General features: G+C 47.9%; 13 protein-coding genes. 5 read left to right on the top strand and 8 right to left on the bottom strand.

The window, feature by feature from the left end; genetic code table 11:
* Window position 1: 1 nt before the first annotated feature.
* The 7 genes from MHM94_RS03025 to MHM94_RS02995 all read right to left on the bottom strand — a co-directional run bounded on the left by MHM94_RS03025 (window position 2) and on the right by MHM94_RS02995 (window position 6,946).
* Complete coding sequence (locus tag MHM94_RS03025; protein WP_235418748.1) at window positions 2-1,351, bottom strand: AlkA N-terminal domain-containing protein; 1,350 nt, start codon at window positions 1,349-1,351, stop codon at window positions 2-4.
* Window positions 1,352-1,443: 92 nt separating this feature from the next.
* Window positions 1,444-2,058: a superoxide dismutase gene (locus MHM94_RS03020; protein ID WP_022944476.1), complete on the bottom strand. Its 615-nt coding sequence runs from the start codon at window positions 2,056-2,058 to the stop codon at window positions 1,444-1,446.
* A 13-nt stretch (window positions 2,059-2,071) separates the two neighbouring features.
* Window positions 2,072-2,569, bottom strand: coding sequence for a hypothetical protein (locus MHM94_RS03015; RefSeq protein WP_040643068.1), 498 nt, complete (start codon window positions 2,567-2,569; stop codon window positions 2,072-2,074).
* Between the two features lie 99 nt (window positions 2,570-2,668).
* Window positions 2,669-3,160 carry a GNAT family N-acetyltransferase gene (locus MHM94_RS03010; protein ID WP_152441582.1) on the bottom strand — a complete coding sequence of 164 codons (492 nt, stop codon included), beginning with the start codon at window positions 3,158-3,160 and terminating at the stop codon, window positions 2,669-2,671.
* 31 nt (window positions 3,161-3,191) lie between these two features.
* Complete coding sequence (locus MHM94_RS03005) at window positions 3,192-5,432, bottom strand: aminotransferase class V-fold PLP-dependent enzyme (RefSeq protein WP_235418747.1); 2,241 nt, start codon at window positions 5,430-5,432, stop codon at window positions 3,192-3,194.
* A gap of 187 nt (window positions 5,433-5,619) precedes the next feature.
* On the bottom strand, window positions 5,620-6,723 hold the full coding sequence (locus MHM94_RS03000; protein ID WP_235418746.1) for an AI-2E family transporter: 1,104 nt from the start codon (window positions 6,721-6,723) through the stop codon (window positions 5,620-5,622).
* Window positions 6,724-6,727: 4 nt separating this feature from the next.
* Window positions 6,728-6,946 carry a sulfurtransferase TusA family protein gene (locus tag MHM94_RS02995; RefSeq protein ID WP_026111040.1) on the bottom strand — a complete coding sequence of 73 codons (219 nt, stop codon included), beginning with the start codon at window positions 6,944-6,946 and terminating at the stop codon, window positions 6,728-6,730.
* A gap of 187 nt (window positions 6,947-7,133) precedes the next feature.
* Between MHM94_RS02995 and MHM94_RS02990 the strand changes: the two genes are divergently transcribed.
* The 5 genes from MHM94_RS02990 (at window position 7,134) to MHM94_RS02970 (ending at window position 10,774) form a co-directional block, all read left to right on the top strand.
* A complete protein-coding gene (locus MHM94_RS02990) occupies window positions 7,134-7,802 on the top strand; it encodes a hypothetical protein (RefSeq protein WP_045978997.1) in 669 nt (222 codons plus the stop codon).
* Window position 7,803: 1 nt separating this feature from the next.
* On the top strand, window positions 7,804-9,249 hold the full coding sequence (locus MHM94_RS02985) for a M48 family metalloprotease (protein ID WP_045978996.1): 1,446 nt from the start codon (window positions 7,804-7,806) through the stop codon (window positions 9,247-9,249).
* Between the two features lie 177 nt (window positions 9,250-9,426).
* Complete coding sequence (gene arsC, locus MHM94_RS02980) at window positions 9,427-9,774, top strand: arsenate reductase (glutaredoxin) (protein ID WP_045979065.1); 348 nt, start codon at window positions 9,427-9,429, stop codon at window positions 9,772-9,774.
* The gene (wrbA, locus tag MHM94_RS02975) at window positions 9,775-10,326 is read left to right on the top strand and encodes an NAD(P)H:quinone oxidoreductase (RefSeq protein ID WP_235418745.1); all 552 of its coding nucleotides are present in this window, start codon (window positions 9,775-9,777) and stop codon (window positions 10,324-10,326) included.
* Window positions 10,319-10,774 carry a DUF2069 domain-containing protein gene (locus MHM94_RS02970; RefSeq protein WP_235418744.1) on the top strand — a complete coding sequence of 152 codons (456 nt, stop codon included), beginning with the start codon at window positions 10,319-10,321 and terminating at the stop codon, window positions 10,772-10,774. Before wrbA ends, MHM94_RS02970 begins: the two co-directional genes overlap by 8 nt.
* Window positions 10,775-10,841: 67 nt before the next feature.
* On the opposite strand, the gene MHM94_RS02965 is transcribed toward MHM94_RS02970, so the two are convergent.
* Window positions 10,842-12,179 (bottom strand): ankyrin repeat domain-containing protein, encoded by a 1,338-nt coding sequence (locus MHM94_RS02965; RefSeq protein WP_045978994.1) that lies wholly within the window; start codon window positions 12,177-12,179, stop codon window positions 10,842-10,844.
* Window positions 12,180-12,193 lie beyond the last annotated feature (14 nt).

Raw genomic sequence — 12,193 nt, 5'->3', positions numbered from 1 at the left:
GTCATAATTGTTGCCATAGCTGAAAGGTTAAATAAGAACGAAACGGCGCACAGGCTTCGGGGTCTAGGCTCGGCAGGTGTTGCAGCGCTTTTTTGACCCCCAAGTCCCCCCCTAAATAGATATCAGGGTCGCTCAGACCACGCATTTTCGCATAGTTTACAGTCCAAGGGCCGATACCTTTTATGGTTAACCAAGCGTCTACATCGTCAATACCATGGCTGCTCACATGCCGGGCTAAATCAATAAGCGCCTGTTTACGCCTTGCGGGCATTTTAAAGAAGCTAAGTTCACTTTGCGCCACTTGGTGAGCACTGGGAAAATAGCGCCCTTCATCACCGAGCGATGCCACCAAGGTTTTGCTTAACTGTCTTGCAGCACTAACGCTGACTTGTTGCCCTAACACCGCCCTGATACCCGCTTCGAACGGCTCCCAAATGCCTGGCAGCCTGAGCCCTTGTTTAAGCGGCAGACACTCCCCGAAAGCACGATGCAGTTGCTGATTTATCACCTCGGTATCGGCATCCAAATCTAAGACACGGCGAATGTTCGCCACTACAGCCTGTAAATAAGACCAATCCGTGAGGGTAATATCAACCCAAAAGCCTTGTTTGGCCCGGTCAAAAACAGCATTAAACTGGCCTTTACAGGATGCATACTCAAAGGTGCGACCATAGCTGTTGGCGTCAACCCACTCTACAGGGTCGACCGCCCGCTTTGCTAAAAACTGTTGCATAGAAGGCCAGTCATAAGGCGGGCGAAAACTTAAAAACAAATTAATATGCTGCTGCGCAGGCGACTTTCGACTACGAATATCACTCGGAGTGAGCTTTAGAAGCTGTTTAAATGCATCATTGAAGCGCCGAACACTATTAAAACCTGAAGCGAATGCAATGTCAGTAATTTTTAGCTGTGTTTGCTGCAATAGCTGTTTGGCAAACTGGCACTGGACAAACTGGGCGTATTGGCCAGGTGCGATACCATAATGTCGTTTGAATAATTGACTTATATAACTTTGCGACACCCCTAGGCGCGCCGCCAGCGCGGGTAACCCTCCCACACGCCATTGCCCTTGATCAATTAACTTTTTGCCACGCAGTGCGGTTGTTTGCGCGCCCAGCCAAGGATAACTGCCTGGACTGGCATCGGGGCGACAGCGCAAACAGGGTCGAAAGCCGGCTAAGGCTGCCTGATGTGCATGCTGATAATACTGCACGTTATGCTCTTTTGCCGCAGGGGCTGGGCAAATAGGCCGACAATAAATGCCGGTACTACGCACTGCAACGTAAAAGAGCCCATCAAAGCGCTTGTCACGGCTCATCCGGGCTGTTTGGCAGATATCTGGGGGATACATGCTCTACACTCACTTTACTTTAAGTCTTGTGATCAGCTTATCGTAAAATGCGTGAATACCTAGCCAGATTTTACACTCAATATAAAATTAACTTAGCGCCCTGTCGCTTGATGAAAAAGCGCCTCCACCGCTGGCCAATCGATGACCTCATAAAAGGCTTCAATATATTCTGGTCGGCGGTTTTGGTACTGTAAGTAGTATGCATGCTCCCATACATCCAAACCTAGAATAGGCGTTAATCCATCCATTAGTGGGCTATCTTGATTGGCACTGTTGACCACTTGAAGTCGATGACTACTATCAACCACCAGCCATGCCCAACCACTTCCAAACTGCGTTAATGCCGCCTGCGTAAACTGCTTCTTAAATGCCTCCCAGCTCCCTATGTCACTTTTGATAGCCTGAGCTAACGCACCTTGTGGCTCAGTGCCACCTGAGGGGCTCATCACTTGCCAAAACAAACTGTGATTGGCATGCCCACCGACGTGATCACGGACCGCAGGTCTCAGTGCCTCATCTATCTTAGCGATGTTACGCAACAACCAATGTGCCCCTTTGCCCTCATATTCGCTGTCTTTCAAGGCGTCATTGGCCTTATTGATGTAGGTTTGGTGATGTAAAGTATGATGAATTTCCATGGTCCGGCCATCAATATGAGGCTCCAGGTCATCATAGCCGTAAGCTAATTCTGGAAGTTGAAATGCCATCGTCACTCCTTATTTAGTGAAAAGTGGGGTGTGTAACACTGTGCTGATTAAGCGCGTGTTGTAGTTGCTTATGAGTTTCAGGGTTGGGGCCATAGAGCTTGGCGAAGTGCATCAGTTGCGCATAGGTTTTATCACTATGGATAGCACCAATGTGCATGACACTTGGATCAGAGTGCTGACGCAACGCCAGCATATTGGCATGCACTTGAGTAAGAGTGTGTGCAGCGCCACTTAGGTTACCAAGGCGAATGTAAGTATCTGCGAGGTTATGGGCGGCCACTACCATAGCAGGGCTACATTGCGCCAATGCTTGGCAACGCACACCCTCATCTTTTAACGTTAAAAATTGCGCCATCAAGCGATAGCTAAGTTGGTAAGCAACAGTGTATTTATCTCTGGCGAGGTGCCACTGCTTAGCGTTGAATGCGTGATTACCGGCTTGAATATCGACTTGCCAAGGGGTGAGTGCGGATTGCACCCACGGCAAGTCAGTTAATGGAGATTGGCTCATACTGATTTACATTCACGTCACTGTGGATCATATCATTACCTTAAATACAGATAAACGTTAATGCAAATCATTTTTATTTATGAGATTGGTTTACTAACCTCATTGCGCAAACTGGTGCAGCTGCTCACCATCTAAGCGATAGATAATCCACTCACTTTGTGCTTGCGCGCCGATACTCTCATAGAAGTCAATCGCTGGCTTGTTCCAATCGAGCACCACCCACTCAAAACGGCCACAGTCTTTTTCAATCGCGCGACGGGCAAGAAATTGCATCAATGCCTTGCCTGCACCTCGACCTCGCTTATCTTCGCTAACATATAAGTCCTCAAGGTACAGGCCATTGCGGCCCAACCAAGTAGAATAATTGAAAAAGTACACTGCAAAGCCGATTGGCTCAGCATCAGGCGCCTCACTATCAAAGCAAATCACACTATGGGCGGTCGCTCCTTCACCGAACAATGTGCGCTCAATGTCCTGCTCCGTGGCAGTGACCGCGTCCGGCTCTTTCTCATAAATAGCGAGTTGATTGATAAAATGATAGATAAGCGGCACATCATTGATCACCGCATCGCGGATAAACACTTGACTCATAAAGGTTCCTTGGACTGTGAATACCCTTCCATCATACAAGTGCGAGCCCACCTTGCAAGTTATACACGTGCTCAAAACCTAAGGCTTTTAAGTTACTGATTGCCTGTCCAGAGCGATTCCCTGTACGACAGATCAATACATAGTGTTTACTTTTGTCCAACTGTTGCGTCAGCAATGCATTCGCGAGCCGACTAAGTGGGATATTAATAAGCTGTTCTGGCGCTAGCGTAAATAGGCTGCGAATATCCGTTGCTCCGTGTTCATAGGGTTCACGTACATCAAGTACTACAGTACTGTCGCTGTGCTCATGCAGTAACTGCTGCAACTGCTGTGCGCTCAGCTGTGCCCCACTTGCCTTGACGGGGGCTAGGCTAAAGCCACATAAGGCGCCGCATTGCTCGCCTTGGCGCTGATCTAATTGATCTTTACGCAAAGCGAACTGCTCATGGTCTACCTCCCCTTGTAATAAGGCTGCCAACAGCTCACTGGCTTGGCACTGTGCCTGCCAGGTCATGGCAAAGCACTGTTCGTAGTCGTGCGCTGGGCAAATAACCGTGTTTTGTTCAAGTAATTGACTGAGTAATTTCAGCGACTGCGCCATTTGCTCGCAACTGGCATCGTCGAATTGAGTACTGCCCAGCCCACCCCAAACAAGCAAATCGCCACAGAAACAGGCTTCAATATGCTCGTTTTGAGAAAGTAAATAACTGACACTGTCACTGCTGTGCCCTGGCGTGGTAACACGGCTTAATTGGTGTGAACCAAGAGCAATAGCATCACCATGAGACCACCCAAGCTCGCCACTTGCATCGACTTCTAAGCGCTGCGCCAACAGCGAGCGAGCAGAATCTTTATCTTGATGTCGGTGAGTCTCTAGTACGGCTTTGACCCGCAGTTGCTGTTGCTTTACTAACCGAGTCAGGCGAGGCACCAATTCAACAATGGGGTCGACTATCACTGCGTCATTATTGTCAGCGACAAATAACCAACAACAACTGCCTTGATGGCGCAATTGTGTGAGCCCCAGTGCACAGACCTCTTGCTCTGGCTGATGAGCATCAGAGACAATGAGACAATGATTACTAAGCACTGGTTTTAACGCACAAATACGCTCACAGGCCAAGGCGATATCCGCAGCGCTGGCAGCTGGACCAAAGGACATGCGAATGGCATTTTCGCTTTGCCAGTCGCTAACACCCATGGCATCAAGTACGAAACTGCGCGATGCGCCAGAGCTACAAGCTGAGCCACCACTAACGCGGATCCCCGCAGCATCGAACAAATCCATCACCTCTTTTGAGGTCAAACTATTCACGCAAAAGTTCAGTGTCGTCGGCACCGTTGATGCTAAAGGCGCATTAAAGGTGATATCACCAAAGGTTTGCTCTAAGGCACTAATAAGTTGGTCGCGGTATTGATGCAAGGTGCACACAGGTTTGAACACCGCTTGCTTAGAATCTAGCAGTAGTTCAAATAGTTCATACAAACCGGCGATACCGGGTAGGTTCTCTGTTCCTGAGCGCATACCACTTTCTTGACCCCCTCCGGCGATAAATGGGGTATAGGGGCTATTTTCGCGAATATACAAAAAGCCTATTCCCTTAGGTGCGTAGAGTTTATGCCCAGAAAAAGGGGCATAATCAATTGTGGTATCACTTAAGGCCAACGCCTGTTTACCAAGAGCTTGAACGCAGTCGACCATCCAAGACACTTGCGGATTATGCGCTCGGATCACTTTCTCGAGTGCACCTAGGTCTTGATATACGCCGGTTTCATTATTCACCGCCATGGTACATATCATTAATGCTTGGCCCACGTGCTCTGCAATAAATTGGCTATCTAGCAAGCCATCTTTATCCACCGGAATCGCCAAGACTTTTGCCCCAAGCCCTAATACTTCGTTCCAGTGCTTCAGGGTATTTGGCACGGCCTTGTGCTCAGTCGCCCCATACAGCAATACACTGTGCTCGGTGGCTTTATGACGGTTTGCCAGCAGCGTGGAGACCACTGCCGTTTGAATTCCCTCGGTCGCACCTGAGGTGAAAAGAATATCGCCACTTTGCGCACCTATCACCTGGCGTGCCTTGTTGCGCGTTTGCTCCAATAAATATTTCGCTTGCACGCCGGTTATATGAGAGCTTGAAGGATTTCCAAAACACACTTGCATGGTATGTGACACCACATCGGCAATACACGGCAGCACCGGAGTGGTGGCATTGGCATCAAGATAAACCAGATCTTGGCTAGGCTGGGTGAAGAAACGCTGCGACATAAGACACTATATTACTATTAGCTATAACTTATAACCATTGTACACATAAGCACTCAACGCAGTAAGACTAATTTGTTCGAATAAACCGAGGTTTTATGAGTTTATCGTATAACTCGTGCGGCAACAGGGGGAGCTTGTTAAGAGCAAAAGTAGATTGCTGCATAGAAGCAGCAATCTATCGGTATTTTTAATCGTTGTTCATTTCTTCGACTAACGCTTTGGGCATGCTTTGATGGGGTTCATCAGCACTGCTAGACCACGCATTAATAAGCGCACGTACCAGTGACGCCAGTGGGATTGCGAAAAAGACCCCCCAAAAACCCCATAGGCCACCAAAAAACAGCACCGCGACGATAATAAAGACCGGATTCAAGTCCACTGCTTCTGAAAAGAGTAAGGGCACCAACACGTTACCATCAAGTGCTTGAATAACGCCGTAAGCCACGAGCACTGACCAAAACTCGCTACCGAGTCCAAACTGAAACAACGCAACGGCAGCCACAGGAATCGTCACCAACGCCGCACCAATAAAGGGAATAAGGACTGAAAAGCCCACTAACACACCCAGCAACGCCGCGTACCGCAGGTCGAAAATGGTAAACACCACAAACGACACACCACCAACAATCACAATCTCAAACACTTTACCTCGGATATAGTTCATAATTTGCTGGTTCATTTCTATCCACACCTGATGGATTAAACGGCGTTGTTTTGGCAGCAGCGAACTCATGCTTTGGACTAGCTGCGCCTTATCCTTGAGCATGAAAAATATCAGTAGTGGCACTAATATCAAATAAATCAGCCATGCGGCCAAGTCTTTAAGTGAGGTTAAAGAAAATGACACTAAGGTTTGCCCAAGCTCCACCGCTTTAGACTCAACACTGCTGACCACCGAACGGACCTGTTCGGGCGAAATGAGAGTTGGGTAGTCTATGGGCAAGTGCAACAAATAATGTTTTCCTTGCTCAAGCATGGTTGGCGCCTCTTGTACGAGATTACTGGTTTGTTGCCACAGCACGGGCCCAATCCCAAATAAGCTGCCAATAACTAACGAGCAAAATAAGGCCATCACCACCACCGTGGCCAAGAGTCGTGATAGACCCAAGCGCTGCAAGCGGGCCACTGGCCAGTCTAAAAGGTACGCCACCACCACTGCGACCAACGCAGGCATCAACAAGTTACCGAAGAAGTAGAGAATGGCAAACGCTGCAACGAGCAACAGCAATAAGGTGACAGAGTGAGGGTCAGAAAACTTTCTTTGATACCACGAACGCACGTATTCGAACACGAATTTAAATCTCCACTATGAGGCGGTAAAACGATGGTTGACGCTGCAACGCATAGCTCAGCCCTTGCTTTTTCAAGTACCGTTCAATATCGGTAAATTCTTGAGTGTTGGTATTCAACAATAATAATAAACGACGATGGTCACCCTGAGCACGCTTTAGCGCGAGTTTAAATTGCACAAACTGCTGCGGACACCGTAACGACCGTAAATCAACTTCCACCATTATATTCACATTACCTTGCTTGGCGCTTAACACTTGTTATCGATGCCAATATGTCGCTGAGATTAAGCGTAAAAAGAAATAGTTAGTAGATGATACCGATTCCTTAATCATACCGTAAAAAAGCTTAAAAGGTTTACGACATTCGTTTATGCTTAATACTATAAGGCGAAAATGAAGGAAGCGTGTCATGGCGACGTCGCATAACAAAGCTAGGCTGCCTGCCAATCCGACCTTAAAGGAAATCAATTGGTATAAAAAACAGCTTAACTGGGGTGAACTGCCGCCTTTTTACCATATGGTGTCACAAAGCCTCAGTGAGTCCGAAAACCTGCTAGAGCACGGGTTTGATACAGCTATCAAGCGCCTACTCGATAAACGAAATTGGAACCTGAAGACACTCGGTGGGCAGGAAGATCATAATGGCATTATCCACTGCGATAACAAGCCGCGTATCGGTTTACATCAAAGCTTTACCGAGCGAGGCTTTGAGCTCAGTGCTTATGCTTATGCTGGCGACGAGAAAATTCGTCATTACGTGCGTGACAATGCCAAAATGGAATTCGATGTGTGGGATCCGGCGACTATGGAGCATGTGATCCGCATCGGCCAGTTGCACAAATTCATCGCATTTTTCTTTGATAATGGTGATGAAGCCGATAAAGCTCTGATCATCCATGCCCATAAAGTCGTGCATGACACGGTTGAATTGTTACGTCGCGAATTGAACGTTCAAGCCTACAACGGAGTCTCAATAAAAGAGTTCTACAAAATGTGCGAAAAGCACCACAACGCTGGCGGTAGTGAGTTCGCACTGGCTAGGTTGATGGAGCCAGATGATTATAACCACAAGGAATAATATGCCTTTTAAACGTATCTTGTTGTCCTGTGCTTTATTGAGCACAACGTTTATGCCAGTAAAGGCACAAAATACCTTTGAGCTGCCAGATTTAGGCACCTCGGCTTTGCAGGTGCTGCCCATTGAAAAAGAGCGGGCTATTGGCGATGTGATGATGATGCAAATTCGCGGTTCATCGCCGGTCATCGACGACCCCGTGCTTGATGAATACCTCACTACGCTTGGCAATAAGCTTGTCTCCCACGCCGACGATGTGCGTTTTCCATTTTCTTTTTTCTGGATAAATAACAAAGATATTAACGCATTTGCTTTCTATGGCGGGCACGTTGGCGTTCATACCGGGCTAATCGCTCAAGCGGATAACGAGAGTCAATTGGCGTCTGTGCTCGGGCATGAAATTGCGCACGTGACTCAGCGCCACCTAGCAAGGCGTTTGCAGCAGCAAAAAGATAACTCTGGGGTTACTATTGCCGGGCTGATTGCCGGTATACTAGCGACCGTTGTTGCCCCCGATGCCGGCATGGCCATTATTTCCGGAACCCAGACACAAAGTGCACTGAGCCAACTAAGTCATAGCCGGGGGGCTGAGCAAGAGGCCGATCGAATCGGCATGCGTACCTTATACGAAGCTGGATTTGACCCTCATGCTTCTGGCGAGTTTTTAACAAAACTGGCCGCGCAAATTCGTTACCGCCAAAAGCCGCCGGTATTTATTCTTACCCACCCATTACCACAAAGCCGGATCAGTGATGTCCGCTTGCGTGCACAGCAATATGAAAAGCGTCAATATGGCCAAAGCTTAGAGTTCTACCTTGCGAAAAGCCGCATTCTGGCCCGCTATGGTTATGACTCACAACAAGCGCAAGAGCAGTTTAATAAACTATTGCGGGAGAACGCCTATGGCGACAAGTCAGCATTGCACTACGGACTGGCGCTGACCTTAATCGACCAGAAAAAATTCGACCAAGCATGGCAATACCTCGCGCCCTTGTTGGAACGCGCCCCGAGTAATCTTTTTTATTTGGATACGCTAACCGATTACTATGTTGGCAAGGGCGAGCCCGACAAAGCCCTTGAGCATTTGCGCCCATTTCATCAATTGCGGCCAAACAACCAAGTTATAACCTTAAACTACGCCCACGCTGCAATTGAAGCCGAGGACTATGCGCTGGCCACTGAACTGCTGCGTAGTTTTACCCTGGAAAAACCAGACCACTTTTTGGCTAAGCAGCTGCTTACCACTACCTACCGACGCCAAGACGACAAAGCAGCCTACCATGAGGCTAATGCGGATTTAATGGCTCAGGTGGGGGCGTATATGAAAGCCGCTGATGAAGTTCAAAAAGCCCTTAATCATATTGAACCGAATGAAGCGATTAAACATAAACGACTGAAAGCATTGTTAGCGCAATACCGGCAAATGCAAAAAGAGCTCGCTCGTTTATAACGCATATGCCACTTCAGTGGCGCAAATTGAAGCAACAAGGTGTGCGCCTCTATCAACGGGCGCACGTATCTTTTACACTATAGGTATAAATTTATCGGCCCCGCCTGCACTGCCAAGGCCAATATGGTTGTGGCCAGCTCACAGCAATCAAGGGCAAAACATCCGCAAGAGGAAGCTATGTCTATCGTTATTTATCACAATCCACGTTGTTCTAAATCACGCCAAACTTTGGCCCTAATCGAGGAAAAAGGCGTAGAGCCAGAAGTTATCAAGTATTTAGACGATACCCCCAGCGTAGAGCAACTAAACACACTGGTACAACAATTAGGCTTTAGCTCTGCCCGCGAATTAATGCGTACCAAAGAAGACACGTACAAAGAGCTTGATTTAAAAAACCAGCATGACGAACAGGCGCTATTAAATGCCATGCATCACAATCCAAAGCTTATCGAACGTCCTATTGTTGTAAATGGCAATAAAGCCGTTCTTGGACGTCCTCCTGAAAATGTCTTGGAGCTGCTATAAATGGCACCTATTTTAGTGCTGTACCATTCTCGCGGTGGCAGTGTTCGCGCATTGGCCGAGGAACTTGCCGACAGCATTGAAGCACAAGGCGTTGATACACTGATACGCTGTGTCAGTGAGGATGGGTCGCATCCTCAAGTAGACTTAGTCGAGCTCAGCCAATGTTCTGCCTTGGCTTTTGGCACTCCGACTCGCTTTGGCATGATGGCCTCGCAAGCAAAAGCGATGTGGGAGCAAACCAGCGAGATATGGCTTAAAGGCGAACTCATTGATAAGCCAGCCTGTGTGTTTACTTCTTCAAGTAGCATGCATGGAGGTAATGAGGCGACCTTGCTTAACTTGGCCACGCCGCTACTGCACCATGGCATGTTATTGGTGGGGGTGCCTTATGACGTCCCGGCATTGAGTAGCACCACCTCAGGGGGCGCGCCTTACGGGGCAAGCCATGTATCTGGGGCGCACAATAACGCTCAATTGAGCAACGATGAAAAACAGATATGCCAAGCTCTGGGCAAGCGCTTAGCAACGTTAACGAGAAAGCTTAATGACTGATATTGCAAAAAAACCGATCACTAAACGCTACCAACTTTTGGCGTTGACCGGCTACATTGGCCTGCTAATTCTAATGCCGCTGTGGATGTTTGTCTTGGTACCACGCACTGACTATTCACTGGCATTTACGTTTGGTTTGTATATTCTGCCGTTGTTACTGCCATTGAAAGGCATTATTCAAGACAAACCTTACACCTATGCTTGGGCCAACTTTGTGGTCATGATTTATTTTATTCATGGTTTTACCTTGTTGTGGGTCAGCCCCGACGAGCGCCTTTGGGTCATTCTTGAGTTAATACTCTCAAGCATGATGTTTGTAGGTTGTACTTACTATGCCCGACATCGCGGTCAAGAATTGGGACTAAGAGTAGGTAAGCTTAAAGATGACCTAGCCCAGGAGAAGGCCGCACAAGAATATCATCGCCAAAATCACCACAAAGATAGTTAGTAAGCTCGCAAACATGCCAGAGCACTGCGCTTCGGCATGTTTGCATAATAACGACCTAAAAGTGCCTCTACCCCGCCAGCTGGCTTAAAAACGCCAAGGCAACGACCGATAACAGGCCTAATTGGGCCACCAAGGATAATACCGAACCCATGCGAATAACCCCTAAACCAAAGGGGTGTTTTAGCTGTGGATACAACGCACAGCGCTTTAAGCTGATAGCAAAAAATATCGCCACCATGGAAAACATCGTCAACGCGATGGTGAGCTCGCTTTTATGCTCAATGCTCTCATCAAAAAAGAAAAACAGCTGCAACGGCAGCAACATCACCACCAAAGCGTGCAACACATGCACCTTGGCAACACGCATGTACTGCCCCTGTGGTGAAAGCTCTTTAATTCCAAATTCACGTTCCATTAGGCGCACCAGCTCTTTACGGTTGCGCTCTACGGCGTAACGATAACAACTGAGCCCTGCGTTATTTTTAGCGTGAAAGTTAGCCCCGGCGCGCAACAACAACTTCAAACATGCGCTGTTATCGGCTGCCACAGCATAGTGCAAAGCAGTATTGCCCTGCTCATCTTTAGCATCCATCGAGGCATCGCCGAGGATGGCTTCAAGCACCGCTACAAAGCCTTTCTCAGCGGCCAGCATCAGTGCGCTTTGTCCTTGCTCGTTATATTCGCTGCCTTTCGCACCTTGCTCAACAAAGCGCATAGCCAAGCTTTGTTTAGCATGCTCACTTTGTAAATGTGCCAATAGCGCTTGCTCGAGCAGATGCTGCAAATTATCGTCGGTCGATAGATGCTGTAATAAGGTGAAGAAGTCTTTACCTTGCACCAATTCGGCTTTGGCGGCATCGAGCACGGTGTCTTTATCCGCTGCGCACTGTGGTAAAAACGCTGAGAACTTAGCTCGAAAGTCTACTTCCTGCCAGACCAGCATAATGTCCGCACTGGAGAGCAGCGCGCCGCGAGCTAGCAACTGCTCCAACAGCGAAAAATAGCGCTGTTCAAATAACAATTGCGCCAATGACATCGGCGACTCTAGCGCCAATTGGGCATTTACATCAGCATATTGGCTCAAACGTTCAAGCAAAAACTCGCTTATTTGCTCGTTGGTGTATTCATTATTTAGAAAATACTCTCGTGCGGCGTTAATATATTGATGGGCCTGCTCATCAAAGTCACTGATATGCTGGAAAGTACACTCGTCAAATGGGTCTCTTGGCGCCAACCATACCAAGTAATAAATAGGCGGTAACACCGTGGTGCTGACATTGTCTTCGATTTTAGTACTACACGCCGGCCACGCCTCAAGGGCGTCTAAAATAAATGCGCCGTTTTGCTCAATAAGCCCCTTGAGTAATAACGGATAGTGTTCAGGCCAAATTAGTACCTTTTCCATTGCTTGGGAAAACT

This window comes from Pseudoalteromonas sp. CNAT2-18.1, from assembly GCF_022347865.1.
GTDB classification, from domain to species: domain Bacteria; phylum Pseudomonadota; class Gammaproteobacteria; order Enterobacterales; family Alteromonadaceae; genus Pseudoalteromonas; species Pseudoalteromonas ruthenica.
Note: the sequence above shows the minus strand (reverse complement) of the source record. Positions and strands in the feature narration are given on the sequence as shown.